Below are 26,748 nucleotides of genomic sequence, written 5' to 3' on the forward strand. Positions count from 1 at the left end.
CCACCCCGACGGTGCTCGTCAACTTCACGTCCGCGACGAACGCCTACTCGTCTGTCGCGGTTGACGAGCAGCGCGGCGGAGCACTCGCCGCGTCGCACGTGCTCGATCGCGGTGCGCGACGGGTGCTCTTCGTCGGCGGACCCCTTACCCTCACCGCTGTGGGCGATCGTCACAGAGGCGCATCAGCCGAGGTCGACCGTGTTCCCGGCGCCCACCTCGAGGTGCTCGAGACACGGGGGCTAAACATCCGCCACGGCCGGCAGGCCGCGCAGCTCATCGTCGAGCGCGGCGCCGGAACATACGACGCCATCGTTGCGGCATCCGATCTGCTCGCGATCGGCCTCGTGCAGGTGCTGGCAGACCTGCCCGGATTCTCGGTTCCCGGCGACATCGCAGTGACGGGCTACGACAACAACCACTTCGCGTCCGAGAGCGCAATCCCGATCTCGACGGTCAGTCAGCCCGGCGAGGAGATGGGCCGCACCGCCGCCGACCTCCTCCTGGAGAAGATCGCGAATCCCGGAGTCGCCAACCGGTCGGTCGTGCTGTCGCCGCATCTGGTGCCGCGGYGCTCCACGCTGGGCGACGCCTGGTGGCGGGACTGACCCCCGAAACTTCCTGACATGTCCTTGATGCTGTTCGTCTACCGCGAGGGAGCGACGCATCGATTGGTCTGAGTGCCGAGGCCAGTGATGGTTGCTTCAATAACATCGCCGGGACGCAGCCATCGGTTCCCGTGGTGGCCGGCGTTGCCTGCGGGTGATCCGGTCAGGATCATGTCACCGACCGACAGGCAGGCGCGGTGAGATGCGTAGCTGACGCACGCCTCAACACCATGGATGATGTCGCTGACCGACTCGTCTTGCATGATTTCGCCATTGACCCGAAGGGTGAGTTGCAGACGGCGGTAGTCCTGCACGAATCGAGCCGGAAGGATTATGGGCCCAGTAGGGAAATAGGTGGGACCGTTCTTGGACGTCAGGAAGTCGGTAAGAGGCATACCCGGTCGGGACATGACGTCACGCACCGTGAGGTCATTGCTCATCACATACCCGGCGACGTGACTCATCGCATCCTCGGGCGAGACGCGGTGTATCGAATGCTGGAGGATAACCCCGAGTTCGATCTCCCAGTCGTGCTGCTCGCCGGGAGACCACAGGACGATGTCATCGCGTGCGCCGGAGACTGCGGATGGCAGACCCACGAACATGAAGGGGTCAGAATGCGTCTGGCGCTCCACCGTCTGGAGCGCGAGATCTCGAAGCTCTTCATCTGACCGCAGGTCACCCGAGTTCCGGAAGGTGCTGACCACGATCTGCTGAACGTGACGTCTATAGTTCGCTCCCGCACAGAGGATCTGTCCGACAGGCTGTACGGGCGGCAGAATCTCGACGTCGGCAATAGAGCGCCCCTGGGGCTGGGTCGAGACGAACTCCGCCAGCGAATCCAGGCATGCGTCCCAGTCGCTGAGGAGGTCGCGCAGGGTCGCATCACGCCCGACCACCGGCCTGGCGTCGTACACCGTGTTGTCACGCACCACTCCCGGGAATGCGCCGTCGGAATCGACAAAGGTGCCGACTCCAAACGCATCGGTCGAGACAGGTGGGGCATCATGATCGGTCATGGCGTTGTCCTTCGCTTCGAGCACGTCATCCAAGCGTTTTTATCCTCAGGGGCTTGCGTAGTCATTGGTTCACGACGCTGGCCGGTGTCCTGCCCGTCAGGACGTCGACCACGCTTTGCGCCGCCTGCTCAGCCAGTGAGGCGATCGACTCCCGCGACGAGAAGGCCGTGTGTGGGGTGGCGAGCAGGCGCGCCTGCGCGAGCAGGGGGTGTCCAGGTGGAAGGATTTCCGGCTCGAACACGTCGATTCCTGCTCCGGCGATCCACCCGAGCTTCAGTGCACGCTCCAGGGCCCCCGGGTCGACGACGGCTCCGCGTGCGGTGTTGATCAAGTAGGCGTCGGGTTGCATCGCCCGCAGGAAGTCGTCATTGACCATGTGGGCGGTAGCCGGCGTGAGAGGTACGTGCAGCGACACGTAGTCGGATTGGCCGAGCAGCTCGAACAGCGAAGGGTCGCCGAGGTGAGGCGAACGCGGGTGGTGGATCAGCACCCGCATGCCGAGAGCCTCGCAGCGTTCGGCGAGCGCGGAGCCGATGCGGCCCCCGCCGACAATTCCTACTGTCCGCCCGCGAATGCGTCGGGTACCGAGATCTGCTCGGAGTCGCCAGTCGTTGTCCCTGACAGCGCGATCGTAGGTAGGAAGGCCTCGTTCGAGGGCGAAGATCATCGCGAGCACGTGCTCCGCTACTTCGTCGACGCAGTATGCCGGGACGTTCGTGACCGGTATCCCAAGGTGGGTGGCGGCGTCGACAGAGATGTTGTCGACGCCGACGCCGTAGCGGGCAACGACTTTCAAAGTCGCGGCGGCGGCATCGATGACCGCGGGGGTGACGTGCGCAAAGCACGTCATGATCGCCGATACGCCCTCGGCGAGCCGTACGAGGGTGTGCTCGTCACCGTTCGGAGCTTCGATGACCTCCGCGTCGAGCTCCGAGAGCACTCGCCGTTCCACTGCGGTGTCCGGCCAGGTGTAGTCGGTGATCAGAATCTTGGGTGCGCTCATTGTCCTGCTCCTCCGCCGAGGGCGGCGCGGCCGGCGAACACGGCAAGGTCGCCCAGTTGCTGTTCGATGCGGGTGAGCTGGTTGTACTTGGCGAGTCGCTCGGATTGCGTGACGCAGCCGATCTTTATCTGCCCGCCGGCCCAGCCGACGGCGAGGTCGGCGAGCGCGGGATCCTCCGTCTCGCCGGATCGCGCCGAGATGATCGTCGCCCATCCCTCGGCTTTCGCCTGGACGACGACCTCGAGCGTCTCCGAGATGGTTCCGATCTGGTTCATCTTCACGAGGACGGCGTTGGCGGAGTGCTCGCTGATGCCACGAGCGAGACGCTTGGTATTCGTGGTGAACAGATCGTCGCCGATGACCTGGATACGGGTTCCGAGCCGCTCTACCAGGGCGGGCCAGTGTTCCCAATCGTCCTCGGCGAGGCCGTCTTCGATGGACAGGATCGGATGCCGGTCCACCATGCCCTCCAGGAGGTCGATGACGTCGGTGGCAGTGAGATCTCGGCCCTCGCTGGCTAGGTGGTAGACATCGCGGGTCTCGTCATAGAAATGGGATGCGGCAACGTCAAGTGCGTACCCGATGTCTTCGCCGAGGCGAAGTCCTGCCGACTCCACGGCAGCGTCCAGTATTTCGAGAGCTTCTTCATGGCCGGAGAGAGCGGGGCCGTACCCGCCTTCATCGGCACGCAGCAGCGAGTAGCCTCGGCGGCTGAGAACTTCGGCGGTGGCCGCGTGGACATCGCTGATCCAGTCGAGCGCCTGACTGTAGCGCTCCGCGCCGACGGGGATGATGAGGAAGTCCTGGAAGTCCAACTGCTTCCCTGCGTGCAGGCCACCGCTGATGATGTTCACCATCGGCATGGGCAATGTCACATCGCGGCCTCCGGAGAGGTGCCGCCAGAGTGGCCGGCCGGCGACGATGCTCTCCGCGCGAACTACGGCGAGGGACGTCGCCAAGATGGCGTTGGCCCCCAGTCGGCTCTTGTCCTCCGTTCCGTCCAGATCGATCAGGGCGCGATCGACTTGATGGCCGTCGACGGGCATGCCCTCGAGACGGCGAGAGATCTCGGTGCTGATGGAGTTCGCCGCCTGCCGCACCCCTTTTCCTCGATGGCGTTGCGGATCACCGTCGCGGCGTTCGACTGCTTCATGGCGTCCGGTTGAGGCACCTGAAGGGACACTGGCGATGACGGAACGCCCGTCACTCAGGCGCACCTCCGCCTCGACAGTCGGGCGACCACGCGAATCGAGGATCTCGCGTCCGATCACAGAATCGATGTAGTGGGTGGTCATTGGGTCCCTCCGAGGGTGTGGAGCGCGCGTGCGACGCTCTCGTGGATCGGGGTGTCGACATCACTCGTGAGCAGATCCTTGGCGGCTGCCCGAACGCTGGGTGCGTGGGCGCCCAGATACTCGACCTGAGATTTGCCATCCGCCCGGGCGAGCAGCAGACAGCCGAGCGCAACGCGCACGTCACTCTCGGCGGCGGGCTCACCGGCGGTGTTCTGATAGGCACTCCAGAAGGTGGCTGCCAAGGTGGCGAGGTCATCGACGCGCGACGGCAGCACGAGGCTCTTCAACACAAGATGGGTGAGTAGAAATGCCGGGTCGAATGCCGCATGGCCGAGGTGGGCGACCTCGAGGTCGATGATGAAAACCCGGTCGGGGTACGCCAGCAGATTCTTCGGCGCGAAATCCCCCAGCGTGAGTACGTCACGGGCGGCTACGAGCTGGTCGGCATGTCGGGTGATGATGTCAGCAACGTCAGGATTCTTCGCGGCGGCCGTCAGGTGGTACGGCTGGATTCGACCCTGGACAAGCGGCATCCGATCGTCGAAGTCCGCGAGCAACTCGCGATCCGATCGCGAGGCGGTCTGGATGTGGCCGAGGATTGCGCCTGCCGCGCCGGCGGTACCGGGGTCGAGTTCGCCGCGCATCAGCAGTGTCTTCCAGACCTCGCCGGGCGGAGGGGCCATCGTCATCGCGAACGCGAAGTGCTCGTCGTCGACCGCGAGAACCTCGGGCACGTGACCAGGGATGATCGTCGACAGGTAGGAGATTGCCTTTCGCTCCGTGACAACGCGGGCTCGGTCGAACTCCCACTTCTCTGCCACCCGAAGTTCGGGAAGGGACTGTTTGACCACCGCACTTCGGTCGCCCGAGTGGACGGCGAGCACGACATTGGAGATGCCCCCTGACAATCCCTTCGCGCGCACGCCACGTATTGAGGGGATCACTCCGTGCGCGTACGCCCAGGCAATGACACTCTCCTCATCGAGCAAGTCGGTCGCGCTCGTCATGACGTTCTCAACGAGACGACACCCAGTCGCCCGAGGTCGGCGAGGTAGTCCTGCCCGGCCACGACGGGTATCGGTGCGACAAGCGAGCCGGTCATCACCAGCTGTCCAGATTCGACTGCCTCTCCGGCGGCCGCGACGGCACGCGCCGCATGAGCGATCACGGTGGCAATGCCGCCGATGGCGTCCGTTGCACGCTTGCGATGCGCCACCGTACGCGCCCCGGCAATGATCGTGACCGGCAGCGCACCCTGAAGAGCCTCGAGAGGATCGAGGGGTGCGCCCAGTACGATCGCGCGGTGGTAGATGTTCGCCTGGAGAATGGCTGGAACATCGTCGAGGGTCCCGGTGACATCTACGAGTTCGAATGCCGGCATCGCCTCGGCGATGGCGTCGATGACACTCTCGGGGGTTTCGTCGCCGGTGAGTCGCCGTCCGATCCGCACCGCGATCTCCGGCTCGAGACGAGGGTCCACCCAGTCCGCGACCGAGACGGTCGTCCCTGAGGACAGCTGTCCCTCTCGGACCAGGCGCCCGACAAGGGCGCCCTGCAGGTGGAGCGTGTCGATCGCGCCGGGGCCCCCGAGGCCCGCCTTCCAGCCGATCAGGTGGCCGGGCGCCGACTCGGCCGATGCCACATGCGCATCGAGCGCGAGCCGGCTCCCGCTCCCCGTCATCGTCCTTGCGCCCTTTTGGGACGAGCGTGCCCGTAGTTGTCCAGTGATCGGAGGGACATATCGGCCAGGACATTCATGCCGGTTGCGCCATCTTCTGCGCCAGCCCGAAGATGAGACCACCGGCGTCTGCGTCGCGGTCGCCGTCGATCTGCCATTGGCCGAGCTGGACGGACGCCTCCACGACGGCCTGCGCGCGAGGCACCCTGCGCTGGTGGAAGTCATCCCACAGCTGCTGGTCGAGAGAGTCGCGACCGAGCAGCAGTTCCGTGAGCACCATCGCATCCTCGAGCGCTTGAGCGGCGCCCTGCGCGATCGTGGGCGGGCAGCTGTGCGCGGCGTCGCCAATGAGGACGACGCGGCCACGGTTCCATGGCGCGGGCACGAGGTGCTGAGTGAACCAGGTGTAATGCGCGTGTGCACCCGCTTCGAGGTCGGCCCGAATCGAGTCCCACGGTCCCTGGTAGGCGCGCGACTCGTCGATCATGATGCGCATGGCTTCCTCGTCCGAGACTCCGACGCGGTCCTGAGCGGCTTCGACGAGGAACGCGTACATCGTGTCATCGCCGGTCGGGGTGTAGCCGGCGATGTAGACCGGTCCGCCATAGAACAGCTCGGAGGAGTTGACCTCGGGAGGGCGTGAGACGAAGGAACGCCACGCCCCCATCCCGGTCGGCTGTGGCTTCACCTCGATGCCGATCAGATCACGTACGACGGAGTTGAGTCCGTCGGCGCCGATCAGGAGGTCGTAGACGCCGACTGACACATCGTCGACGAACACTTCCACTCCGTCGCCGGTCACCTCCACACGGGTCACACTCGCGCCGAATCGGACGGTCGTCCCGGCTGCGAGGGTGTGAGACAGGAGCACTCCGGCGAGCTCGGGGCGGTAGACGCCGAACGTGCCTGGGTAGTCTGGGCCGCCGTTCTTCATTTCGGGGAGCTGTTGCAGAATCGGTGCGCCCGGACCAGGGAGCCGCAAAGTGAGGCCATCGACGGCGGCACCAAGCGGGAGCAGATCCTGCCAGACACCTATTTGATCGAGGGCACGCAGTGCGTTTCCCTGCAGGGTGATGCCCGAGCCGAGCGCGCTGAGTTCGGGCTTGGACTCGAAGATGTCCACGTGTAGGCCCGCCTTGGCGAGTGCGATGGCGGCGGCCATGCCGGCTACTCCGCATCCTGCGATGGCGACCTTGTTGACTGCGGTCATGTCAGAACCTCCTCGTTCTGGTTGGTTGGTGGTGTGGTTCCCCGGAAGGCCCGCGCGAGTGGCCTTCCCCGTGCTGGGGCGTGGGCCCGAGTCAGCCTCGGCCATGCTGGGCGTACGGGTTGACGAGGGCTTCCCGGATCTCCTCGGGCACCCCCTCCTCGGTCGCGCTGGGGCCGTCAGCTGCTGGGAAAGACTCCGTCATCGACATCGGCATGGCGCTGTTGCGGTAGAAGTTGTTCGAGCCGAGCGACGGCTTCCAGGTGTTGGGCTCCCAGTCCGGCACGTAGTTGCGATAGCCGCCTGTGTTGAGCTCGATGCGCAGGCTTGACGGCTCCCGGTAGTAGAGGAAGCTCTGCTCGCCGATACCGTGCACCGAGGGGCCGTACTCGATGGGGTGACCGTTCTCCATCAGCGTGTCCGCGGCGATGAGCAGTTCTTCCCGAGTGTCTACCCAGAACGCGACATGGTTGAACCGACCGGGCATCGTCGAGCCGTCGAGCACGACGCCAAGATCGTGAGACTTCTCGTTCGTCGTCAGCACCGAGAACACCGAGAGCGGCGCTTCGTCAAGCACGGTGCGAGCCATGAACCGGAAGCCGAGGACGTCCCGGTACCACTCGGTGAACGCATCGACGTTGCTCGCGGCGATCGTGATGTGGTCCAGCTGACGCGGCGCGCCGGCGACTTTGGACCGCTTCTCGGGGCGATCGGGGTAGATCGACGCTGAAGCGGCCGAGGGCTGGTGACGGGCGACGTCCCAGTGCAGCGTCAGGCTGTGTCCCCACGGCCCGATGAACCGGTACGCACGACCAAGCCCGGGGTCTTCGAACCACTCACCGACCACCCCCGCCGCCTCAACTCGCTTGGCGGCTTCCTCGAGCGCGGTAGGGCTGGAAGTGCGCCACCCCATGGTTGCCAGCGACGGCGCGTCCCCGGCCACGATCACCAGGGAGTACTTGTAGTAGTCACCCCAACAGCGCAAGTACACGGCGTCGTCGGTTCGGTCGACGACGGTCAGCCCCACGTGGTCTTCGTAGAACTTCACAGACGCATCGACGTCCGGCGACGTGATCGTCACGAACGACAGGTGGGCAAGAAGCTTGATCATCATCGATCCTTTCCTCGAGCCCGCGGTGGCTCGTTCTGACAGGATCCGTCAGTTCAGGGGTATAAAGGAAGATGAGATTTGGCATAGCCGATATCCAACGACGTTATATCCACGGGGGTTCGCGATGTCCGACGTTCCGAAGCTTTCGCGACTGGACCTGAACCTTCTCTTGGCACTCGACGCACTGATCACCGAGCGGAGTGTCAGCCGAGCGGCCGAGCGCCTGGGGCTGAGCCAGCCGGCGCTGAGCGCCTCGTTGCGGCGCATCCGGATCCAGTTCTCAGACCCGATCCTGGTGCGTCGAGGGAACTCCTTCGATCTGACGCCGCTGGCTTCCCGCCTCGCACCTCATGCGGCGATCGCACTTGAGGGTGCACGGCGGGTGTTCGCGATCCAAGCGGAGTGGAGTCCGCAGCACTCCACTCGCGAGTTCACCTTCTATGGATCCGACTACGCACTGAGCACCATTGGGCCAATGGTTGCGCGAGCCGCCGCCGCAGAGGCGCCAGACGTGCGATTGCGATTCCAACTGCACAGCCCCGACATCGTGGACGACGCTCGATCACGACTTCGGTCCGCCGATGGCATCGTTCTTCCGCATGGATTCCTCAACGCGCTGCCCTATCAAGACCTCTGGCATGACACCTGGACGATCGTCGCTTCGGCAGACAACGGGGCGGTACGCCAGGGGCTGACCGTCGAGGATCTGTCGACGGCTTCCTGGGTCTACACGTACCAGTCACGATCGGCGTTCACCCTCATCTCTCGCCAGCTCCAGAATCTGGGTATCGAGCCGGCGGTCGATCTGGTGGTCGAGAGCTTCCTGGCAATGGCGGATTTCATCGTCGGCACCCCGCGGCTCGCCTTGGTTCAGAGTCGGCTTGCGGAACGGTTCGTCCGACTGGGAGGCCTCGTCGCCGTGGCTCCACCGTTCGATTCCACACCGGTGCTGACCGCGCTCTGGTGGCATCCGCTGTTCAGCAATGATCCGGAGCACGAGTGGATGCGTGGGTTGTTTGCGCGGGCCGCTGCCGAGCTCGAGGCGACTCCGCCGGCATTGGACGGCAAGACCCAGGCGGATGCTCAGCCGAGCAGGGCCTAAGCGGAGAATCGCAGCGGAATCCGCTCCCATCCGCGGAGTGTGTTGTTCAGATGGCGCACCGGCGCGCCCGCCAGCTCGATCGTTTCGATACGGTCCAGCAGCGCGTCGAGGACCGTGACGGCCTCCAAGCGGGCGACATGCTGCCCGACGCACTGATGAATGCCCATCCCGAAGCCGACGTGGCCGGAGGGATCGCGATCAAGGTCGAAGCGATCCGGAACGCTCCATCGCCGAGGATCCCGGTTCGCGGCGCCGAGGAACATCAGCACCTTCCGCTCGGCTGGAATCGATACTCCGGCGATCTCGATGGGAGCGGTCGTGGTGCGGAAGAAGGTCTGCACCGGGGATTCCCAACGTACGGCCTCTTCGAATGCTCGGGGCAGCAGCGAGCGGTCAGCGCGCAGTCGTTCCCATGCCCCTGGGGTGGTGGCCACCGCGTGCAGGAGGGACGCGATGCCGGTCACCGTGGTGTCCACGCCGGCAGTCAGCAGCGAGCGCACGACCAGAGGGGCTTGTTCGTGGGTGATCTCGCCTCGATCGGCCGCGCCCCAGATCTGCGAACCGAAGCCGTGATCATCCAGGTTCTCGCGGCGGCACTGCTCGCCGATCCACGCGATCGTCGGGGCGATGTTCTCCCCAGCGCGCTGGAGGAGGTCGTTCTGAGGGCCGAAGGCGTTGAAGGCGAAGTCGCCGTAGGGCAGCAGGTGCTCCCGACCACTCTTCCCGATGCCGACCGCGTCCGGAAAGACGCGCAGGGGGAAGACCTCAGCGAGATCCGTCACGCCATCGAATTCGGGACCTCCTGCCAGGAGTTCATCGACGACAGCGACGGCATCCGTGCGCCACTGCTCCTCCAGGGCGCGCAGTCGTCGGGCAGACAGCAGTGCGGTGAGGACCGCGCGCGGGGCGTCGTGCCGCGGAGGGTCTGCCTCGAGCAGCAGGCTCGGGGGGCGCCAGGGCTTCTCATGCCGAAAGTTGGCCAGTCCCGCGCCCGCACCCGATTGGAGCGACTGCCAGTCGGTCAGCGCCTGGTGGACCTCGGCGTATCGGGCGACGGCGAAGACGTCGTAGGCGTCTAGGTAGACGACTGGCCCGAGTTCCCGCAGCGCTTCCTGGTGCGGGAGCGGATCGGCGAGGAACTCCGCCGAGAACGGGTCGATGTTACTGTGCGGCGCTTCCGCCGTGGTCACGAGGCTCATGTGATCTCCTTACAGGTCCAGCACGATTCGGTCTCCGGCACACCGCGATACGCAGGGGAATATGCACGTGCCCTCGGCGCGCTCGCGATCATCCAGGAGTGTGTCGCGATGATCGGGAGTGCCTTCGAGGACGGCCGTTTCGCAGGTGCCGCAGACGCCCTGGGCGCACGAGTTGAGGATGTCGACACCGCTACGTCGAAGAGCCGCGATGATGGATTCCCCGGGAGCGACCGTTTCGGTGACACCGGATCTCGCAGCGTGCACCTGGAAAGGCATCGACGGACCTGCGAGGGCTGCCGCCGACGCGGTGAACCGCTCCGTTCTGGGAGGAAGTCCAGGACCACTGGATCCCCAGGACTCGATTTCATCGAGGAGTCGCTCCGGTCCGCACGCATAGACGCGGGTCGAGGGATCCTCCGGGCGCCAAGCACTCAGATCAGCGCGACCCACCTCGTCCGCGAACTGAAACTGCACGCGGTCGCCGTGCGGGTCGAGCTCGCTCAGATACGCAAGCCGATCGCGAGAGCGCCCGAGGTAGAGCAGACGCCAGGGGATGTCGAGCATCTCCGCTTGCCGGATCATCGGCAGCATCGGGGTGATGCCGATGCCACCAGCCACGAACAGGTACCTCGCGGCCGGAGCCAATCGGAAGTTGTTGCGCGGACCCCCGAAGCCGAGGATGTCGCCTTCGTTCACGTCGTCGTGCAGTGCGGCGGACCCGCCGCGTCCCTCCGGCTCGCGTTGTACGGCGATCCGGTAGGTGAGGGCATCCCAGCGGTCACCGCAGAGCGAATACTGCCGCGTGACGCCATCCGGGAGAACGACGTCGATGTGCGCGCCTGGGGCCCAGTCCGGGAGGCGCGACCCATCGGGGCGTGCGAGCGTGAACTCCACGACTTCATCGGTGAGACGACGTTTGTCGACGACCACCACGGCTCCGCGTGCGTTCACCGGTGTCGAAGCCACACCGATCGCGGGGGCGAGTGGCGTCCTGATCATCACGGCCTCCTTGCCGCTCACGCGATCCTCTGTGATCGCAATCTCACGTTAGGCAAGCCGCAGTACTGTGGGTCTGCGATATTCGCATGATGCGAAAGGGGAAGCCGTGGCGCGGAGATCGGCTGGGGAGTCCACTCTTCACCGGCACATGCGCGTTCTCAGCGCGTTCACCTCGCTGCAGCCCTTTCTGACCCTCAGCGAGCTCGCCCGCGCCACGACGATGACGCCCTCCACACTGCACCGCCTGCTCGGCGACCTGGAGAACGAGGGGCTTGTGGAGCGGATGCCGGACCGCACGTATCGCCTCGGCCTGCGACTGTGGGAGCTCGCAGCGCATACGCCCGGGGCACCCGGACTTCGCGAAATTGCCCGATCCTGGCTCGCGGCAGCGCACACCCGCATCCGTCAGCACGCCCAACTCGGCGTGCTCGCGGGAACGGACGTGCTGTTCATCGACCGCCTGTCGCATCCTGACGGCGTCGTCAACACCGTCCTGATCGGCGGACGCCTCCCCCTGTATGCATCATCCAGCGGTCTCGTTCTCCTCGCGCACGCACCCCGCACCACCCTCGACGACGTCCTGGCAGCGGGGCTTCACGCCTACACACCCCACACGATCCGCACGAGATCGCAACTCGAAGCTGCGCTGCAACGCGCCCGTATCGACGGCTACGCGGTGAGCGAGGGCCACATCCATGAGGAGTCCCGCGGGGTCGCCGTACCAGTCAGAGGTCCGGACTCCTCGGTATACGCAGCACTCGGCGCCGTCGTTCCGAACGACGGAAGCTCACCACTGCCGATTGTCGAAGTCCTCGCCATCGCGGCCAAGGGAATCGAGCGCGGTCTTCGAGACGCCTACTCCGCATACCCGTCAACGCCAGAGAGCCAGCCGCTGCCCGGCGTGAGCGCGAGGTCATGGGACTACATGACCCGGTTGCGGTACCGGGAGCAGCTTGGCGAGTGACCAGCACGTCGCCCGCTGAGGCGGGGTCACCTGGGGTCACCTCGCTCTGTTCAGACGGTGAGGAGCACTTTGGTGGCGCGGCGTTCGTCCATCGCCTTGTACCCGTCGGCGGCCCGGTCGAGAGGGAGCGTGAGGTCGAAGACCTTTCCGGGGTCGATCCTGCGGTCCCAGATCAGCTGGATGAGCTGAGGCAGGAAGCGGCGTACGGGTGCGGGACCGCCGTGGAGGTGCACACCGGAGAAGAACAGTTCGAGGCCGGGCAGTGCGACGTCGTGCGAGACGCCGACATAGCCGACGTGTCCTCCGGGACGGGTGGCTCGGATTGCCTGCATCATCGACTCCTGGGTGCCGACCGCCTCGATCACGCTATGGGCGCCGAGCCCGTCGGTGAGCGCCTTGATCTTCGCCACACCCGCGTCACCGCGCTCCACGACGATGTCGGTCGCGCCGAATTCGCGTGCCAGCGCCTGCCGTTCGGCGTGGCGGCTCATCGCGATGATCCGCTCCGCACCCAGTTCCTTGGCGGCGAGGATGCCGAGCAAGCCGACCGCGCCGTCTCCGACGACCGCGACCGTCTTGCCGGGGCCGGCTTCGGCGGCGACGGCGGCGAACCAGCCTGTTCCGAGCACATCGGACGCGGCGAGCAGCGACGGGATCAGGTCGGCGTCAGGCTGGCCAGGGGTTGCGACGAGGGTTCCGTCGGCGAACGGGATCCGGGCGTACTCGGCCTGGGTGCCGTCCAGCCCGGTGGCGTGCACGCAGCGTGATTGGTAGCCGGCCTGGCAGATCTCGCAAGTGTTGTCTGAGGCGAAGAACGAGCCGACCACGAAGTCGCCGACGTGCAGCGACGTCACGTCGGCGCCGATCTCGGYGACGATGCCGACGTACTCGTGGCCCATGGGTGTGTCCGACACCGGGTCCGTGCCGCGATATGGCCAGAGGTCTGAGCCGCAGATGCAGGACGCGGTGATGCGGATGATCGCGTCGGTGGATTCGATGATGACCGGGTTGGTTCGGTCTTCGACGCGGACGTCGCCGGGGGCGTGCATGATGACTCCACGCATGGGGTCTCCTTCTTTTACAGCGGACGGGTGGCGGTCAGTGCATTGCCGCATGCGCTGCTGACTGCGCTGTTGCCGAGGGCAGCTGCTGCGTGCGGGATGGCCGCGCGATCAGTGTCGCGTAGGCGATCGTGGCGAGCGCGATCGAGGTGACGGTGACGAGACCGAGCGGGAGGATGCTGGTCGCGCCGGCGATGCCGACGAGCGGCGCTGCGATGGCGCCGAATGCGAAACGCGCCATTCCCAGCAGCGACGATGCGGTGCCCGCGATCTGCGGGTACTCCGCGAGCGCCAGCGTGGTGGTGGGCGGAGTGGTGACGGCGACGCCGCTCACCATGATGAAGAGCGAGGCGTTCACCACGACGACCGGGACCATGGTGAGGCCCGCCAGGAGGAGCCCGCCCGCTCCGAGTCCGCACATGACGATACCGACGACGAGCGTGCCGCGGATGCTCCACCGCTCGGCGGTGCGGGCGGCGAGGAAGCCGAACATCATGAACCCGGCGGAGTTGAGCCCGAACGCGATGGCGTACTGCTGCGGCGAGTACCCGTAGATGCCCTGCAGCACGAAGGTGGCGCCGGCGAGGTAGGCGAACACGGCGGCGTTCGCGAGTCCGGTGACGAGCACGGCGCCGACGAAGACCCGGTCGGAGAGCAGCACGCGGAAGTCACGGCCGGTCTGCCGGAATCCGCCCGACGTGCGCCGGCCCGCCGGAAGTGTCTCTCGGAAACCGAGCAGGGTCGCGAGCAGGATGACTGCGCCGATCGCCGCGAGGAAGAGGAACAGCCCCCGCCAGTCGGCGACGGTCGCCAGCATCCCGCCGATGAGCGGTCCGACGATCGCCGCGAGGCCGGCGAGCACGGTGAGCCGCCCATAGAAGCGGATCAGTGCGCCACCGGAGTACAGGTCGCGTCCCGCGGCCTGCGCGATGACGATTCCGACCCCACCGGCGAGGCCCTGCACCACGCGGGCGACGATGAGCAGTTCGATGCTCGGGCTCACCGCGCACATCGCCGATGTCACCACGTACGCGACCAGCCCGACCAGCAGCGGGACGCGACGGCCGAACCGGTCCGAGAGTGGCCCGGCGATGAGCTGCCCGAGCGCGAGCCCGATCAGGCACGCGGTCACGGTCAGCTGCGCGACGGAGGTCGCGGCATCCAACTCGACAGTGAGGGCCGGCAGCACCGGCAGATACAGGTCCATCGAGATCGGCCCGAAGACCGTGAGCAGGAGCAGCAGCGTCGGGACGAATCTGCCGATCGCGGGCCGGACGGGGGTGAGGGATGTCGCGGGCATGACACCCACACAACCGCGTTCCACGCGAGTGAGGGAGTTCCTGATGAGAGGTGTACCAGCAGGGCACCCCTCGCTCGGATGGGCCGACCTACGATGGCGGCATGGACAACCGAGCCGAGGTGCGCGAATTCCTGATGTCGCGACGCGCGAAGGTGACCCCCGACGCGGCCGGCTTTCCGAGCGGCGCCAATCGACGCGTCGCCGGGCTGCGCCGCACCGAGGTGGCCACCCTCGCCGGCGTGAGTGTCGAGTACTACGCCAAGCTGGAGCGCGGCGCGATCGCCGGCGCATCGGCATCCGTACTCGACGCCATCGCGCGCGCGCTCCAGCTCGATGACACCGAACACGCCCACCTGTTCGACCTCGCCCGCGCCGCCGACGGCATCCCTTCGTCCGGTCGTCCGCGACGTCGTGCCGCGAAGGCGGCCACGCCGCGACCGAGCCTGCAGTGGGCGTTGTCGGCGATCACCGACGGCGTCGCGTTCGTCCGCGATCAGCACCAGGACGTGCTCGCGACCAATGCGCTGGGGCGTGCGTTCTACGCACCCCTCATCGGTGACGGTGGGCGCACCCCGAACCTTGCCCGGTTCCAGTTCCTCGACCCCGCCTCCCATGACTTCTACCCCGACTGGGACCTGTTCGCCGAGATGTGCGTCGCGATCATGCGCGCAGAAGCCGGCCGCGACCCGCACGACAAAGGACTCCAAGACCTCGTCGGCGAACTCTCCACCCGCAGCGATGTCTTCCGGCGGCTATGGGGTGCGCACGACGTTCGAACCCACGGTGCAGGCACGAAGCGGTTCATCCACCCGATCATCGGCGAGGTGATCCTCGCGTACGAGGAACTCGTCATCACCGCCGAACCAGGTCAGGTGCTGATGATCTACACCGCCGAACCAGGGTCGCCCTCAGCCGAGCGGCTCAGACTCCTCGCCTCATGGAGCACCCCACAGGTGGTCGAGACTTCTTCCTGATGCGCCGCAGGACCGCGGCCTCCGGGCTGCACGCGAGGCGTGGTCCTATTCGGCTGCGATCGAGTCCGCCGCCTCGGTGAGGCCTGCGAGGAACCTCTCGACCGCGCCGCGCTCATCGTCAGTCAACTCAGCGGCCAGGCGTGCGAGGCGGCGATCGTACTCTTCGACGGTTGCGGAGAGCCGTGCTTCGGCCTCCGGGGTGGTGGAGATGAGGATGCTGCGCCGATCAGTCGGGTGGCTGAGACGCTGGAGCGAGCCGCCCCGCTCCAGGCGATCGAGGAGCGCCGTGGTCGAGGCTGACGAGATTCCAAGGTGGCGGGCGATCTCGGTCGGCTTGACATCTCGACCTTCACGCCGGGCGTAGAGCAGGTACTGGACTACCCGCAGCTCGTTGTCGCCCATCCCTGTAGCCGCGCGCACCCTTTCATGCCAGGCCGCGTCGGCGCTGCGGAAGCTGCGGTACGCAGCGACCACGGAGTCACTGTCCGTGACAGTCGCGGTCTCGTTCATATCGCCCCCCGGACTTCTCAGAAGTCAACAATACACGAATCAATAAAAGTAGTTTGACTAGCGATTCATGATGTGTGTAATCTCGCTAGCAAGTTGCTTCACCGAGCGAAAGACAAGGAAATGGGACGTCTCTACTACGGCATCGGCACCGACCCGATCGAGATGCCGGACCGCACTCTCACTCACCTTCGCGTGCTGGCCACGACAAAGCTCCGGCGTTCCGAGAGCTTCTCCGTCAGCTGGCGGCACCCCGACGGCGTGCCCGGCGGCCGCTCCACGATCTGGCTGCACTGCTCGATACCGCTGCGGTTCGAGTTGGACTCGGCCGAGGCGGAGAAACTCGACCGCGACTACCTGGAGCAGATGGCCAAGGCGGCGAGCTCATCCAGCGGCTTGACCATCGACCTCTGCGAGCCCGACGAGCTTCCGGTGCCCATCGTCCGCTCGCTGCTGGAGCGTGCAGCGTGAGCGCTCCCGCTGTGTCATCCCACCCGCTCATGATCCCCCCTGCGGTGCGATGGAATGAGGTGCAGCCGGGATTGCGCGTCGGCACGCGTAACGGCGAGTACCTCGGGTTCGTCGAGTCGACGGCCCACGGCACGTTCGTCGCCGTCGATGGCCACTCGACGCCCGTCGGCCGCTACTACTCGCTGCGCGAGGCTCAGCGGGCCGTGCTCGAGGTCAAGCGAATGGGCACGCGCCGATCCCGCGCCTCCGCTGAGCTGATGGCACGCCGGCTTGCGACGTCATCGGGTCTTGTCGCCGCGACACTCATGGTCAGCGCAGGGGCGCTCTTCTTGACGGGATGACMGGGTCGGGAGGCGTCCGCCGCCGGCTCAGCCCGCCGAACCCGCCGCCTTCAGCTGGAGTGCGACGTCGGTCTTGACCTGCAGATGCTCGCAGATGCGCGAGATGAGGGATAGATCGGCGGCGAGCTGGGCGACGCCGGCGAAGTCGAGATCGAAGCTCTCACGACGGGCCTCGAAGGTGACGAGCCAGTGCGGCGCGCCATCGCGCATTGCGGGCTGGATATACGTGAGGGTCGACGCGTTGCGCAGCGACACCACCACCAACCCGGAATCGGGTCCAGCCGTGAAATCCTTGTCGAGCACCGATACTTCGATATGCGTGTTGGCGTTGGACTCGAGGAACTCGCGCACCCAGCCGTCCACTGTCGCCTGATCGCGGTAAGGCATGTGATCACCGTGGTGCTTCCTGTGCCGGGCGTAGGGAGGCACTGATCTATTTTACGCGACGGCGGCACCACCTGATGCGCCCCTGTGAGGGGCGCCGGTGACGTGAGCGGCCGGTGAGGTCACGCGAGAGGGAGCGGGACGCGGCCCCGCCCCCTCTGCGTCGACTGCCCGGCGCTACTTCGCGGCGTCCAGGATCATCTGAGTGACGACATCCGGATTGCTGATCATCGCGACGTGCGAGCTGTCGATTTCGATGGTCGTCGATCCGGCGCGAGCCGCCATCGCCCGTTCGGCCTCCGGCGGGATGGTGTGGTCCCCACCAGCGACCAGGTACCAGCTCGGGATGGTCTCCCAGGCAGGCGCACCGGACGGGGTCAGGAGTGTCGGGAGGGCGGCGGGACGCTGCGAGGCGGCCAAGACGGCCGCCTGCTTCTTGGCGAGGTCGCCGGCGAACAGATCGCGGAAGAACGCCGGATCAATGTAGGCGTCAAGGTCCGTCGCGCCCGGGCCGAACGGACGGAAGATCAGATGATCGGCGAAGTCGTTGTGGCCACCGCCGAGCGCATTGGCAGCCAGCACATTCTCGTCCGCGGCCAATGCGTAGGCGGCGATGTACACGAGCGACTTCACATTCGGGTTCCCGGTTGCGGCGTTCGTGATGACGGCGCCGCCGTAGGAATGCCCGACGAGGACGATATCGCCGGGGATCGTGGCGAGCACGGTCTTCAGATAGTCGGAGTCCGCGGTGAGACCGCGCAGCGGATTGGCCGGAGCGATCACCGTGAACCCCTTCTTCTGCAGACGCTCGGTGACGCCGTTCCATCCCGACGCATCCGCGAACGCGCCGTGCACCAGCACCACCGTGGGCAGCGATTCAGGTGGTGGTGCCGCCTTGTCCTGTGCGGAGGCCGGCAAGGCGACCGAGAGGGCAGTGAGTACAGCAGCGCCGGCGAGGGCGAGGGTCCAGCGCAGAGCGTGCCGACCGTTGACGGGCATGATGTTCAAAATCGTCCAACTCCCTAGTTYGTCGATGAGTTCGGTGATGCGAGTGCGCAGTCGGTGGACCTGCGATCTGTGGGGAACGCTACGGGCGTACGCACATCGCGACATCCGTCGCGCATACCTAGGTTTGCGCGACGCTCCGCTGGGAGAAGCGACTCATTGGCGTGCTGCAGCGCCGGGAGCGGCTACCGACGCGGGTGCCCGCCGGCCTCGGCGTCATCACCATCCGTAGCTGCGCGGCCGCCTCACCCTCTCCCACGATCCGCACGGTTTGGCCGAGCCCGCGCGATAGCCGTGGCTCGCGACGCCGAGAACCACCTTCGGACTGAGACACACGCGGAGGAGGGCGATGAAGCAGGCCAGAGGCGACCGCGCTGGAATACTCTCGACCACCACGGAGCGGCGACAGCCGCACAAAAGCTAGCCTGAGGACCATGGAGGACTGGGAAGAGGACGCGGCGGAGCAGCTCGAACGGCTGACGCACTCCCCGATGGCGGATGCGATGCGCGGCACGGTCCGGATCCTCTCGCTTTCGGCCCCGAAGCCCCGGGGCCGCTACCAGAAGTGCGAGATGACGCTCCAGCTCGAGGCCCCTGAACTGAAGCCGGAGACCCTCGAGACCGAAGTCGTCCTCGACCGCAGGTACTGGCCGGCCGTAGGCACGGTCCTGCGCGCACGCATCTCGCGGCGGAAGCCCCGCATGCTCGACGTCGACTGGGAGTCGCTCGCCCGCTGACTTGCCCGGGCGATCCCGCTCGGGCGAGGAGAAGTCAATCGAGATCGATACCGCTGCGTCGGGCGAGTGTGACGAGGAGGCGCGCCTGAAAGTCGGCGTCGGTCGCTGCGGGGTGCGGAGTCTGCGTGCGACGGTGATGCCAGTACCCACCGGTGGCGGGCCCGACATCGGGATTGGTCGCCAGCCAAGTCTGAGTTCGGTGGCCCTCGACGAGATCGTCCGGCGCAGCCGCACCGCCCATACGAGTCGGAACCCAGCCCGGGTCGACGGCGTGACTGGTCGTGTCGGGCCATCGATGAGCAAGAGCCTGGCCGAGCGTCGTCACCCACAATTTCGTGTCGCTGTAGGTCGCAGTCGCAGATGCCAGTCGATCGAGGTCGACGGAGCCGCCGCGGTGCATCGAACTGCTGAGAAAGATCAGGCGCGCAGGCTTGAGCATCGCCGCCGTCAGCACATAGGGCGCGACGATGTTCACCGGCACCACCTCGTGTGCCCGCGTCGTCCCAGCGTTGTGGATGACGGCGTCGAACCGGCCGAACCCGTTCGCTTGGCGGGCGACATCGCGGGTCGCTTCCACATCGGAGAGGTCACCAACCACGGCCCCCGCCCAGCGGGCTGCGTCGCCCGGTACCCGATCGGGAGTGCGGGAGTGCACCACCACATCGTGGTCATGGCTCGCGAGCTCGATCGCCGCGTCGAGCCCCAGCCCGGTCGAGGCCCCGGTCACGAGGATCAGCGCCATGCCGGTGCCTCGCGAGCCACGTTGCCCATCAGGTCAGTGCTCCGTCTCTGATTTGCCGAAGACGTCTCTGGCGACGCCTACTGCGGCCATGGCCTTGGGCCAACCGGCGTAGAACGCGAGGTGGGTCAGCGCTTCGATCAGCTCGGTCTGGGTGACGCCGTTCTGACGAGCGAAGTCCAAGTGGAAGCGGAGTTGCTCGGTGTTCCCCAGGACGACCAGTGCGGCTACCGTCAGCAGGCTTCGGTCCCGCTTGGACAGCTCCACCCGCTCCCACACATCGTCGAACAGCACCTTGTCGGTGTACTGAGCGAGCGCGGGCGCGATGTCTCCGACCGCCTTGTGTCCGCCCGTCCAGCCCGTTCCTGCATTGTCGGTCATGATGATCCTTCCCTCAAACCCATGGAACACCGATCTGTGCGGGCCCGGGAGGCTCTGCTGGAAGGTGTACTGGCAGAGCATCCCTCGTCACCCGGCCTCCGCGTAGTGTCCGTCGTGGGTTGGCGAAACGACCTTGCTCGAACACGTGCCAGATGACACCTGTGCAGCCAGAGCAAGTCTTGAGAATCACGGAGGCAGAACATGACGGAGACGAAGGTTTGGCTCATCACGGGCGCCGGGCGCGGAATGGGCGTGGACATCGCTCAGGCGGCGCTCGCTGCCGGTGATCGCGTCGTCGCCACCGCCCGCGACGCTGCGAAGATCGTTGCGGCTGTGGGAGAGCACAAAGACCTCCTCGCCGTCTCGCTCGACATAACCGACAGCGTCTCGATCGACGCGGCCGTGAAAGCCGCGATCGACCGCTTCGGCCGCATCGACGTGCTCGTCAACAACGCCGGCAGCTTTCAGGCCGGATACTTCGAAGAGATCAGGCCGGAGCAGTTCCGTGCGCAGATGGAGACGAACTTCTTCGGGCCGCTCAACGTCACGCGCGCGGTGCTGCCTGTCATGCGGCGGCAACGATCGGGACACGTTCTCACGATCACCTCGACGGCCGGTATTGTCTCGGGCGGGTTCGGCAGCGCATACGGCGCCTCGAAGTTCGCGCTGGAGGGCTGGAGCGAGTCGCTGCGTGAAGAGGTGGAGCAGTTCGGCATCCATGTCACCGCCGTCGAACCCGGCTTCTTCCGCACAGAACTTCTCGTGGAAGGAGCCTCGACCCTCTGGCCCGACCTCTCAATCGAGGACTACGCAGACACCGCGAGCACGATCGAGGGATGGAAGTCGATGAACGGAAAGCAGAGCGGCGACCCMGCGAAGCTCGCGTCCAGCCTTGTGAAAGTGGTCGAACTCGACCAGCCGCCGGCGCGATGGGTAGCCGGGGCGGACGCCGTGCAGGCGGTGCAGCAGAAGGGTCAGAAACTCATCGAGCAGGCCGCGGCCTACCTCGAACTCTCCACAGGACTCGACCACACTGACGGCCCTGTCTGAAGTTCACACAGTCGTCCACTGAACTCGTCGGCCAGTCGCTGAGGGGTTCGAGGGAGAGATTCCCTCGGTCTCCATCGCGCACGCCCACGGAATCACGGGGGCTGACGGTGGCGCCGCGCCGGCGAGCATGACTTGCGTAAATAATGGGCGTCAACTGACGCACGAACCTGGCTGCTCTGATCAGTCGCTCAGCCGCTGAGCCCAATAGCCCGGTCGGCGTCTCTCGTGTGCGTACGCGACGACGTAGATCTCGTCGTCGATCCGAAGGTAGACGACGTCGAACGGGAAGCCGGGGATGCTGCGGGAGTACACCTGCGGGGTGCGCTGCCGATCACGGTAGAAACCCCAGGTGATCGACGGATCGAGGAGGCTCTCGATCGCGGCATCGACAGCATCCATGAAGACCTCGCCTCACCCGGGACGCTTCGACTCGTACCATTGCGCGGCGGCACGGTACTCATCGAGCGCGTCAGCGTGCTCGCGCCAGGTGAACGTCACAGACGAGTGGCCGCGATCTCAGCGCGGACTCGAGCGTGCGCCTCGCGCCCGTCAACAAGCTCCGCGTCGCCGCTCACGACGTCCTCGGCACGGCGGTCGATGGTCTCATCCCACGACGAGGCGACCTCAGCCTCGGTCGCGTCGACGTCGCGGTCCACACTGAGCAGAAGCTGGTGGGCCGCCTCGAGGCGCTCGTCCGCGTCGAGCGCCTTGCCTGCCTCGATGTAGTCCGCGAGCTTCGGAGTCATGCTCCGAGTGTACGGCGACCGACCGACGACGAGTCAGCGTCAACTACGTCCGCACCAGTCCAGAAGTTACCTACTCCGCTTGGAACGTCTGCCCGAACTTCCGAGTCGAGGGCAACGAAGTCAGCAAAGTCGTCACGACCCAGCGCAGTACCAACCGGACGTTTGAACCCTCGAACCCCGTGAGGGGTCTCCACCTTAGCAGGGTGAAATCGCGGCTCCGCGGAGGGACAAACCCCGTCAGAACCGCCTACTCACGCACTCCAAACACTCCAGAATCACCGAGAGTCGGCATCCTCAGGATGCTCGGGGTCACCTGGGGGTCACCTGGGCTGTCCGACTCGAGTCGGCGCTCATGCGCTGAAGCCGGTGCGTGCTCAGGCGCCGGCCAGTCCCCGCAGCGGCCCGAGGAGCTCGTCGACAGCAACTCTCAACTCCGGGACGCGAGTGGATGCAGCCGCCCACACCACGCGTGCATCGACAACGGCGTAGCCGTGAGCAAGGACGTTCCGCAGCCCGATGATCCGTTTCACGTCCGAGATCCGCGCCGCCGTCTCAGGGTCAACTCGTCGCAGGTTGTTGAGCGCTTCGCCGATGATCTCGAGCTGCCGTTCCACTGCCGAGCGACGCAGTTCATCGTGCACGTATCTGTCTTCATCCAGATCGTCTATGAACGCCGCGATCAGGTCGGCCGCGCCGCGCACATCCCACAGAAACGCTGCAGACTCAGGCCGCATACAGTTCCTCAGCGGTCGCGAGCGCACCCGCTTGGAAGTAGGGGTTGCGTACGGCATCCGCCATCACCAAGTCGACCGGACGACCAAAAAGACCCTCGAGGTCTTCCTTGAGCCCGAAGTACGCGTCGAACAGATCGACCACGCTCGGGTCGAACTCGACGAGCAGGTCCACGTCACTGCGGGACGCATCGAACCGCTCCCCAGTCGCCGAGCCGAACACCCGCATGTGCCGGACCCCGCGCGCTCGACACACGCGCGCCATCGCCTCACGATCGACAACAAGCCTGAGCGCCATGCCGCGAGTCTACCCAGGCGCCCACTGCTCCCGCCCGGGAAAGAGGTACCGGCAAGCTGCCGCCACGCGCGGGTCCTGGCACGGTCGGGAACCTTCCCCGCCTTCAATCGTGCGATCAGCCGACGACACCGTCGTTGGCGTCGCGTCGGGAGGTAATCGGCCCGCTGTGGATTGGTGTAGTCAGTTCGAGATGCCATGGCACGTCGTCCCACATGCCCCGGTATTGCGGGCCGCAGAAGTTGCTGGTGGCGATCCCGCGCCATCGGTCGACACTGAAGCTGCGGCCGCTACCCGATGACGTCTGTTGACGGCGGAAGCAGCACGCGAATCTGTTGCCCGATCTCGTGGATGATCTGATCGACGCTGGAATCGACGTTGACACTGGCCGCCATGCTGACGAACATCACCGCGGAGATGATTCTCGATGCGGTCGTGGCGTGGGTCTCTTCGATGCCTCCGGAGCGCTGAAGTATCGTCGCGACTGCTTCTTCGGTTCTTGCCACGATGTCGAGCGCTTCACTGTGGCGGGGCTCGGTAGGGTCGCCGAAGACCATCTCTCGCAGGTAGGTGCGGCCGTTGTCGACCTGGGTGCGGTTGCACTCGACGATGGGGCGGATGAGCGCCAGCACGGCATCGACGACGCCGGCATTGCCTGCGGCATCCTTCCGGCCTCTGTCCAGGGCTGCGGCGTAGGCGGCATTTTGCACGAGGAGCAGGAGCTCACCCTTGGTCTTCACATAGAGGAACAGGGTCCCCGCGCCGATATCGGCCTTCTCTGCGATCTGCTGGGTCGTGACCTCGTCGACGCCATGCTGAGCGAACAGTTCACGAGCGGCGTCGATGATGCGGTCGAGCTTCTGCTGCTTGTTCCGCTCACGCCGGCCGATCGGCGGGGTGGCGAGAGTCATGGTGTCCTCCTGAAGTGTTCGGGGGCTGCGGTCGGTAGAGGCCACTGTCACGCCCCACCGGGCTCGAATGCGCCCCGCATCATTCTCGCGTGACCTTCACGGTGCCCCGCCACCACGCGCTACTCCTCGTAGTGCGGAAGGACCCGGCCGTCCTTCACGTACGTGAGGGTGGCCGTGACGTCGTAGGCGTGAACCGCTGACGCGAACGGGACGATGGCCTCAGTGACCTGGGCGATATCCGTACCCGAGAAGAAGCCATCTCGCGCTCCGTGGTCGGCGAAGCCGAGAATGACCGACGCGTGAAAGTGCTGGTCCTCGGGATTATCGTGCGCAACGTTGGGCGTGTCCCACAGCTTCTCGCTCCACGGGAGGAACACCTGCGTCCGAAGTTCCTTGAGAACTCCGGCACGGGCCATGGCCGGCACAAGAGTCTTCTTGATGAACTTGTGAAACGCGATCGTCCCGACGCCCTCGCGGCGGCGGAGGTAGACGATGACGCGTGATCCGACCTTCTCTCCGGGCGCGACGTTGTACCAGCGGGACGAGCTCGGCGGCCCTGCATACAGGAGAGTGCGGCGGAAGACATTGATCTCGTCCGCGTAAGCCAGTGCCGTCTGCTTGCGACCGGCCAGCGGCGACAGGGCAGACTCGAAGGTGACTTCGGCGATGCCGTCGATCTTCCGGTCGATCGGGATCTGCGTCTCGACGCTCTCGGTGGCGGGCCACATGCCGGGATTCTCCTCGGCGAGGTGGATCTGCCGATACTCCTCGAGTCCGGGCGTGCTCGCGATGATCCCGGAGTGCGGGCCTCTCCAGTAGTCCATGCCCGTCTGCCGCGCCTGGTCGCTGCGCACCCACAGCAGGATCGACGAACTGAAGTGCTTCGACGCATCGGGCGCCGGTGTCGTGTTGCTCATGATGACTCCTCCGGTGTCGTTCGTTCGTTGTGTCCGTGCGGGTATGCCACGGTCTACTCCGCGAGGAACGTCGCGGCAATGGGGCCGAACTTCTCCCAGTACTGGAAGATGCCGCCGTGGCCGGAATTGGGGTAGATGATCAGCTCACTGCCCTTGATGCGTGCCTGGAGGTCGTGCGACAGCACCGACGGGACCATCCGGTCGTTGTCGCCGTTGGCGATCAGGGTCGGCTGGGTGAGCACCGACAGGTCGGACGGCTGAGAGCGGCCGAAACGCTGAATGGCCTTCAACTGAGTGCTGAACGCCTTGTTGGTGATCGGCTCGTCCCGGTCCGTCGTCCGTTCCTTGAGTCGCTCGACGAAGGCCTTTCCTGCCTTCTTGCCTGCCTCGTCGCGGTTGAAGAACAGGAACTCCTTCGGGTCGGATCGGGTGATGACGGAACGGAAGATGTCCCAGTAGGTCACCCCGACGACCTTGTCCATATCCTTCCCGCCTCGAGGGCCGGTGCCGGTCAGAACGAGTTTGCGGACGAGGTCGGGGTGCTTGACCACCAGATCCTGGGCGATCATGCCGCCCATCGAGAACGAGAAGATGTCGATCGTCTCGAATCCGAGGGCTGCGATGAAGGTATGCGCGTCGTCGGCGGCTTCCTCGATCGTGCCATGGACTGTGCCGGACGAGGCGCCGACGCCGGTGTTGTCGAAGGTGATCACGTGCCGGTTCTTCGCGATCGGTTCGACGATCCGAGGGTCCCAGTTGTCCAGGGTCGCGGCCAGGTGGACGAAGAAGATGACGGGGATGCCGCCCTTCGGTCCGAGTTCGCGGTACGCGAAGGTGGTGCCGCCCGCGGTGATGGTCTTCGTCGGGGCTTCTGCATAGGACGCGACCACGGGTTCGGTGTTCTTCGATCTCATGATGAGGTTCTCCTTCTTCGGCTGTCGATGACGTGGTAGGTCAGCGGGCGATCGCGATGCCATTGTCAGTTTTCCTGAGTATACTCATATATGAGGGCTCTCACAAAGTGCCATTCGCCGCCCGGGTCGACGCTCAGCACGGCCTGCTCTGACCCCGAGACCATCTCGCCAGAAAGTGATCCAATGACATCTCTCACCAACGCCGTCGTCCTCGTCACCGGCGCGAACGGCGGCATCGGAACCGAATTCGTTCGGGCGTCCTCTCTGCGAGCACGTGCTTGTCGCGGGACAACGCGTAGTGAACGGCCTCGTAGTGGTCGTACGTGCGCAGCACGACGGCATCGAGATTCGCGTGGTCGATGATTTCCCGGAAGTCGGTCGTCGCGAACGGAATTCGATACGTCGCTGGTCTTCGAGCACGGTCGGTGAGATGTCGCAGATGCCGACGACATCCACCGCGGGGTTGTCCAGGAGGTAGGGCAGGTGCATGATCTGCGCGATCTGCCCGCATCCGACGACGCCGACTCTGATTGGCTTGGTCACTCGCTGTCATCCCTTGGTTGCGCCGGAGGTGAGGCCGCCGATGAACTGCTTCTGCATGGGGCTACTTCCGATGGTCGATGCGGATCAGACGCCACGGACGTCTCAGGTCGAAGCGCAGGCGCAGGCGCCGCTGTCGGGCGAGGTTGATGCCCACGACAACAGCCGCGACCAATGGGACACCCCCTGCTACGGCGAAGGCGACATGCACGCCCCGTGTCTCGGCGATCCATCCGATCAAGAGCGCTCCCCCGGTCTGCCCTCCCGCCATGACGAGGACATACAGCGCGGCCGCGCATGGACGAACTGGAGGAGAGTTGCACGAGCGACTCGGCCCCTGTACCGAAGAGGATTCGCGCCATGGAGAGCGCTACGATCGCGACCAAGAAGATCGGCTCGATCGGCGCGGATGCGCCAAGCAACATCGCGCTGCCGAACAGCACGGCTATGCCGACCTCTTCGACGACGGGCTGGATCGGCTTCTCGACCGGATCGATGGGGTGCACACCGAGTCGGGTCGTCAAGACTGAGCCCGATCCAAGCCTTAGTGTTGGCACACCGC

General features: G+C 65.8%; 33 protein-coding genes. 9 read left to right on the forward strand and 24 right to left on the reverse strand.

Annotation, left to right across the window (positions count from 1 at the left end; translation table 11 throughout):
- The coding region (locus AC1DVT_RS05695; RefSeq protein ID WP_477387256.1) for a LacI family DNA-binding transcriptional regulator at window positions 1-605 on the forward strand (605 nt) is incomplete at its 5' end.
- 38 nt (window positions 606-643) lie between these two features.
- Here the strand turns inward: AC1DVT_RS05695 and AC1DVT_RS05700 are convergent.
- From AC1DVT_RS05700 to AC1DVT_RS05730, 7 genes are all read right to left on the reverse strand, one after another.
- Window positions 644-1,648, reverse strand: a complete 1,005-nt coding sequence (locus AC1DVT_RS05700) for a fumarylacetoacetate hydrolase family protein (RefSeq protein ID WP_477387313.1) — start codon at window positions 1,646-1,648, stop codon at window positions 644-646.
- Window positions 1,649-1,685: 37 nt separating this feature from the next.
- Window positions 1,686-2,627: a C-terminal binding protein gene (locus AC1DVT_RS05705; RefSeq protein ID WP_477387258.1), complete on the reverse strand. Its 942-nt coding sequence runs from the start codon at window positions 2,625-2,627 to the stop codon at window positions 1,686-1,688.
- On the reverse strand, window positions 2,624-3,922 hold the full coding sequence (gene eno / locus AC1DVT_RS05710; RefSeq protein ID WP_457101882.1) for a phosphopyruvate hydratase: 1,299 nt from the start codon (window positions 3,920-3,922) through the stop codon (window positions 2,624-2,626). Before eno ends, AC1DVT_RS05705 begins: the two co-directional genes overlap by 4 nt.
- Window positions 3,919-4,929 carry a phosphotransferase family protein gene (locus AC1DVT_RS05715; RefSeq protein ID WP_477387260.1) on the reverse strand — a complete coding sequence of 337 codons (1,011 nt, stop codon included), beginning with the start codon at window positions 4,927-4,929 and terminating at the stop codon, window positions 3,919-3,921. The genes eno and AC1DVT_RS05715 overlap by 4 nt, the downstream gene beginning before the upstream one ends.
- Window positions 4,926-5,603, reverse strand: a complete 678-nt coding sequence (locus AC1DVT_RS05720) for a fumarylacetoacetate hydrolase family protein (RefSeq protein WP_457101880.1) — start codon at window positions 5,601-5,603, stop codon at window positions 4,926-4,928. Before AC1DVT_RS05720 ends, AC1DVT_RS05715 begins: the two co-directional genes overlap by 4 nt.
- A gap of 73 nt (window positions 5,604-5,676) precedes the next feature.
- A complete protein-coding gene (locus tag AC1DVT_RS05725) occupies window positions 5,677-6,810 on the reverse strand; it encodes an FAD-dependent monooxygenase (protein ID WP_477387263.1) in 1,134 nt (377 codons plus the stop codon).
- 91 nt (window positions 6,811-6,901) lie between these two features.
- Window positions 6,902-7,918, reverse strand: a complete 1,017-nt coding sequence (locus AC1DVT_RS05730) for a VOC family protein (protein WP_477387265.1) — start codon at window positions 7,916-7,918, stop codon at window positions 6,902-6,904.
- Here AC1DVT_RS05730 and AC1DVT_RS05735 point away from each other — a divergent pair.
- A complete protein-coding gene (locus AC1DVT_RS05735) occupies window positions 7,911-9,020 on the forward strand; it encodes a LysR family transcriptional regulator (protein WP_477387267.1) in 1,110 nt (369 codons plus the stop codon). The genes AC1DVT_RS05730 and AC1DVT_RS05735 overlap by 8 nt on opposite strands.
- On the opposite strand, the gene AC1DVT_RS05740 is transcribed toward AC1DVT_RS05735, so the two are convergent.
- Together AC1DVT_RS05740 and AC1DVT_RS05745 are read right to left on the reverse strand one after the other, a co-directional pair.
- The gene (locus AC1DVT_RS05740; RefSeq protein ID WP_457101876.1) at window positions 9,017-10,219 is read right to left on the reverse strand and encodes a cytochrome P450; all 1,203 of its coding nucleotides are present in this window, start codon (window positions 10,217-10,219) and stop codon (window positions 9,017-9,019) included. The genes AC1DVT_RS05735 and AC1DVT_RS05740 overlap by 4 nt on opposite strands.
- Window positions 10,220-10,228: 9 nt before the next feature.
- Window positions 10,229-11,218: a PDR/VanB family oxidoreductase gene (locus tag AC1DVT_RS05745; RefSeq protein WP_477387269.1), complete on the reverse strand. Its 990-nt coding sequence runs from the start codon at window positions 11,216-11,218 to the stop codon at window positions 10,229-10,231.
- A 148-nt stretch (window positions 11,219-11,366) separates the two neighbouring features.
- Here AC1DVT_RS05745 and AC1DVT_RS05750 point away from each other — a divergent pair, with 148 nt between their 5' ends.
- The gene (locus AC1DVT_RS05750; protein WP_477387271.1) at window positions 11,367-12,182 is read left to right on the forward strand and encodes an IclR family transcriptional regulator; all 816 of its coding nucleotides are present in this window, start codon (window positions 11,367-11,369) and stop codon (window positions 12,180-12,182) included.
- 50 nt (window positions 12,183-12,232) lie between these two features.
- Here the strand turns inward: AC1DVT_RS05750 and AC1DVT_RS05755 are convergent, their stop codons facing one another.
- Window positions 12,233-13,246, reverse strand: coding sequence for a zinc-dependent alcohol dehydrogenase family protein (locus AC1DVT_RS05755; RefSeq protein ID WP_477387273.1), 1,014 nt, complete (start codon window positions 13,244-13,246; stop codon window positions 12,233-12,235).
- A gap of 34 nt (window positions 13,247-13,280) precedes the next feature.
- Window positions 13,281-14,543: a multidrug effflux MFS transporter gene (locus AC1DVT_RS05760; RefSeq protein WP_477387275.1), complete on the reverse strand. Its 1,263-nt coding sequence runs from the start codon at window positions 14,541-14,543 to the stop codon at window positions 13,281-13,283.
- 101 nt (window positions 14,544-14,644) lie between these two features.
- On the opposite strand from AC1DVT_RS05760, the gene AC1DVT_RS05765 reads away from it, so the two are divergent.
- A complete protein-coding gene (locus tag AC1DVT_RS05765) occupies window positions 14,645-15,517 on the forward strand; it encodes a helix-turn-helix transcriptional regulator (protein ID WP_477387277.1) in 873 nt (290 codons plus the stop codon).
- A 45-nt stretch (window positions 15,518-15,562) separates the two neighbouring features.
- Here AC1DVT_RS05765 and AC1DVT_RS05770 read toward each other — a convergent pair whose 3' ends face one another.
- Window positions 15,563-15,991, reverse strand: a complete 429-nt coding sequence (locus AC1DVT_RS05770; protein WP_457101870.1) for a MarR family transcriptional regulator — start codon at window positions 15,989-15,991, stop codon at window positions 15,563-15,565.
- Between the two features lie 156 nt (window positions 15,992-16,147).
- Between AC1DVT_RS05770 and AC1DVT_RS05775 the strand changes: the two genes are divergently transcribed.
- On the forward strand, window positions 16,148-16,495 hold the full coding sequence (locus AC1DVT_RS05775; RefSeq protein WP_477387279.1) for a DUF7882 family protein: 348 nt from the start codon (window positions 16,148-16,150) through the stop codon (window positions 16,493-16,495).
- Window positions 16,492-16,836, forward strand: coding sequence for a peptide ABC transporter permease (locus tag AC1DVT_RS05780; protein WP_477387281.1), 345 nt, complete (start codon window positions 16,492-16,494; stop codon window positions 16,834-16,836). Before AC1DVT_RS05775 ends, AC1DVT_RS05780 begins: the two co-directional genes overlap by 4 nt.
- Before the next feature lie 27 nt (window positions 16,837-16,863).
- Here AC1DVT_RS05780 and AC1DVT_RS05785 read toward each other — a convergent pair whose 3' ends face one another.
- Complete coding sequence (locus AC1DVT_RS05785; protein ID WP_477387283.1) at window positions 16,864-17,223, reverse strand: protein-L-isoaspartate carboxylmethyltransferase; 360 nt, start codon at window positions 17,221-17,223, stop codon at window positions 16,864-16,866.
- 174 nt (window positions 17,224-17,397) lie between these two features.
- Window positions 17,398-18,219 (reverse strand): alpha/beta fold hydrolase, encoded by an 822-nt coding sequence (locus AC1DVT_RS05790; protein ID WP_477387285.1) that lies wholly within the window; start codon window positions 18,217-18,219, stop codon window positions 17,398-17,400.
- A gap of 440 nt (window positions 18,220-18,659) precedes the next feature.
- Between AC1DVT_RS05790 and AC1DVT_RS05795 the strand changes: the two genes are divergently transcribed.
- Window positions 18,660-18,962, forward strand: coding sequence for a hypothetical protein (locus tag AC1DVT_RS05795; RefSeq protein WP_477387287.1), 303 nt, complete (start codon window positions 18,660-18,662; stop codon window positions 18,960-18,962).
- Window positions 18,963-18,996: 34 nt separating this feature from the next.
- Here AC1DVT_RS05795 and AC1DVT_RS05800 read toward each other — a convergent pair whose 3' ends face one another.
- Together AC1DVT_RS05800 and AC1DVT_RS05805 are read right to left on the reverse strand one after the other, a co-directional pair.
- On the reverse strand, window positions 18,997-19,704 hold the full coding sequence (locus AC1DVT_RS05800) for an SDR family NAD(P)-dependent oxidoreductase (protein ID WP_477387289.1): 708 nt from the start codon (window positions 19,702-19,704) through the stop codon (window positions 18,997-18,999).
- 33 nt (window positions 19,705-19,737) lie between these two features.
- Window positions 19,738-20,082, reverse strand: coding sequence for a carboxymuconolactone decarboxylase family protein (locus AC1DVT_RS05805; protein ID WP_477387291.1), 345 nt, complete (start codon window positions 20,080-20,082; stop codon window positions 19,738-19,740).
- 201 nt (window positions 20,083-20,283) lie between these two features.
- On the opposite strand from AC1DVT_RS05805, the gene AC1DVT_RS05810 reads away from it, so the two are divergent.
- Complete coding sequence (locus tag AC1DVT_RS05810; RefSeq protein WP_477387293.1) at window positions 20,284-21,132, forward strand: SDR family NAD(P)-dependent oxidoreductase; 849 nt, start codon at window positions 20,284-20,286, stop codon at window positions 21,130-21,132.
- A 180-nt stretch (window positions 21,133-21,312) separates the two neighbouring features.
- Here the strand turns inward: AC1DVT_RS05810 and AC1DVT_RS05815 are convergent, their stop codons facing one another.
- The 8 genes from AC1DVT_RS05815 to AC1DVT_RS05850 form a co-directional block, all read right to left on the reverse strand.
- Window positions 21,313-21,531 (reverse strand): hypothetical protein, encoded by a 219-nt coding sequence (locus AC1DVT_RS05815; RefSeq protein WP_477387295.1) that lies wholly within the window; start codon window positions 21,529-21,531, stop codon window positions 21,313-21,315.
- A 95-nt stretch (window positions 21,532-21,626) separates the two neighbouring features.
- Complete coding sequence (locus AC1DVT_RS05820; protein ID WP_477387297.1) at window positions 21,627-21,878, reverse strand: addiction module protein; 252 nt, start codon at window positions 21,876-21,878, stop codon at window positions 21,627-21,629.
- Between the two features lie 374 nt (window positions 21,879-22,252).
- Window positions 22,253-22,612, reverse strand: a complete 360-nt coding sequence (locus AC1DVT_RS05825) for a HepT-like ribonuclease domain-containing protein (protein WP_477387299.1) — start codon at window positions 22,610-22,612, stop codon at window positions 22,253-22,255.
- Complete coding sequence (locus AC1DVT_RS05830; protein ID WP_477387301.1) at window positions 22,602-22,907, reverse strand: nucleotidyltransferase family protein; 306 nt, start codon at window positions 22,905-22,907, stop codon at window positions 22,602-22,604. The genes AC1DVT_RS05825 and AC1DVT_RS05830 overlap by 11 nt, the downstream gene beginning before the upstream one ends.
- A gap of 115 nt (window positions 22,908-23,022) precedes the next feature.
- A complete protein-coding gene (locus AC1DVT_RS05835; protein WP_477387303.1) occupies window positions 23,023-23,289 on the reverse strand; it encodes a cellulase-like family protein in 267 nt (88 codons plus the stop codon).
- Window positions 23,195-23,815: a TetR/AcrR family transcriptional regulator gene (locus tag AC1DVT_RS05840; RefSeq protein WP_477387305.1), complete on the reverse strand. Its 621-nt coding sequence runs from the start codon at window positions 23,813-23,815 to the stop codon at window positions 23,195-23,197. The genes AC1DVT_RS05835 and AC1DVT_RS05840 overlap by 95 nt, the downstream gene beginning before the upstream one ends.
- A 119-nt stretch (window positions 23,816-23,934) precedes the next feature.
- Window positions 23,935-24,732 carry a strictosidine synthase gene (locus AC1DVT_RS05845; RefSeq protein ID WP_477387307.1) on the reverse strand — a complete coding sequence of 266 codons (798 nt, stop codon included), beginning with the start codon at window positions 24,730-24,732 and terminating at the stop codon, window positions 23,935-23,937.
- A 53-nt stretch (window positions 24,733-24,785) separates the two neighbouring features.
- The gene (locus AC1DVT_RS05850; protein WP_477387309.1) at window positions 24,786-25,646 is read right to left on the reverse strand and encodes an alpha/beta fold hydrolase; all 861 of its coding nucleotides are present in this window, start codon (window positions 25,644-25,646) and stop codon (window positions 24,786-24,788) included.
- A gap of 837 nt (window positions 25,647-26,483) precedes the next feature.
- On the opposite strand from AC1DVT_RS05850, the gene AC1DVT_RS05855 reads away from it, so the two are divergent.
- A partial coding sequence (locus AC1DVT_RS05855) for a hypothetical protein (RefSeq protein WP_477387311.1) occupies window positions 26,484-26,748 on the forward strand: 265 nt, incomplete at its 3' end.

Source organism: Microbacterium sp. P2_F9 (assembly GCF_056403635.1).

Coding starts and splice junctions, on each gene's coding strand:
- AC1DVT_RS05705 (WP_477387258.1), bottom strand. CDS start 2,627: ATGAGCGCACCCAAGATTCTGATCACCGACTACACCTGGCCGGACACC.
- eno (WP_457101882.1), bottom strand. CDS start 3,922: ATGACCACCCACTACATCGATTCTGTGATCGGACGCGAGATCCTCGAT.
- AC1DVT_RS05715 (WP_477387260.1), bottom strand. CDS start 4,929: ATGACGAGCGCGACCGACTTGCTCGATGAGGAGAGTGTCATTGCCTGG.
- AC1DVT_RS05720 (WP_457101880.1), bottom strand. CDS start 5,603: ATGACGGGGAGCGGGAGCCGGCTCGCGCTCGATGCGCATGTGGCATCG.
- AC1DVT_RS05725 (WP_477387263.1), bottom strand. CDS start 6,810: ATGACCGCAGTCAACAAGGTCGCCATCGCAGGATGCGGAGTAGCCGGC.
- AC1DVT_RS05730 (WP_477387265.1), bottom strand. CDS start 7,918: ATGATCAAGCTTCTTGCCCACCTGTCGTTCGTGACGATCACGTCGCCG.
- AC1DVT_RS05740 (WP_457101876.1), bottom strand. CDS start 10,219: ATGAGCCTCGTGACCACGGCGGAAGCGCCGCACAGTAACATCGACCCG.
- AC1DVT_RS05745 (WP_477387269.1), bottom strand. CDS start 11,218: ATGATCAGGACGCCACTCGCCCCCGCGATCGGTGTGGCTTCGACACCG.
- AC1DVT_RS05750 (WP_477387271.1), top strand. CDS start 11,367: ATGCGCGTTCTCAGCGCGTTCACCTCGCTGCAGCCCTTTCTGACCCTC.
- AC1DVT_RS05760 (WP_477387275.1), bottom strand. CDS start 14,543: ATGCCCGCGACATCCCTCACCCCCGTCCGGCCCGCGATCGGCAGATTC.
- AC1DVT_RS05765 (WP_477387277.1), top strand. CDS start 14,645: ATGGACAACCGAGCCGAGGTGCGCGAATTCCTGATGTCGCGACGCGCG.
- AC1DVT_RS05775 (WP_477387279.1), top strand. CDS start 16,148: ATGGGACGTCTCTACTACGGCATCGGCACCGACCCGATCGAGATGCCG.
- AC1DVT_RS05785 (WP_477387283.1), bottom strand. CDS start 17,223: ATGCCTTACCGCGATCAGGCGACAGTGGACGGCTGGGTGCGCGAGTTC.
- AC1DVT_RS05790 (WP_477387285.1), bottom strand. CDS start 18,219: ATGCCCGTCAACGGTCGGCACGCTCTGCGCTGGACCCTCGCCCTCGCC.
- AC1DVT_RS05795 (WP_477387287.1), top strand. CDS start 18,660: ATGGAGGACTGGGAAGAGGACGCGGCGGAGCAGCTCGAACGGCTGACG.
- AC1DVT_RS05800 (WP_477387289.1), bottom strand. CDS start 19,704: ATGGCGCTGATCCTCGTGACCGGGGCCTCGACCGGGCTGGGGCTCGAC.
- AC1DVT_RS05805 (WP_477387291.1), bottom strand. CDS start 20,082: ATGACCGACAATGCAGGAACGGGCTGGACGGGCGGACACAAGGCGGTC.
- AC1DVT_RS05815 (WP_477387295.1), bottom strand. CDS start 21,531: ATGGATGCTGTCGATGCCGCGATCGAGAGCCTCCTCGATCCGTCGATC.
- AC1DVT_RS05820 (WP_477387297.1), bottom strand. CDS start 21,878: ATGACTCCGAAGCTCGCGGACTACATCGAGGCAGGCAAGGCGCTCGAC.
- AC1DVT_RS05825 (WP_477387299.1), bottom strand. CDS start 22,612: ATGCGGCCTGAGTCTGCAGCGTTTCTGTGGGATGTGCGCGGCGCGGCC.
- AC1DVT_RS05830 (WP_477387301.1), bottom strand. CDS start 22,907: ATGGCGCTCAGGCTTGTTGTCGATCGTGAGGCGATGGCGCGCGTGTGT.
- AC1DVT_RS05840 (WP_477387305.1), bottom strand. CDS start 23,815: ATGACTCTCGCCACCCCGCCGATCGGCCGGCGTGAGCGGAACAAGCAG.
- AC1DVT_RS05845 (WP_477387307.1), bottom strand. CDS start 24,732: ATGAGCAACACGACACCGGCGCCCGATGCGTCGAAGCACTTCAGTTCG.
- AC1DVT_RS05850 (WP_477387309.1), bottom strand. CDS start 25,646: ATGAGATCGAAGAACACCGAACCCGTGGTCGCGTCCTATGCAGAAGCC.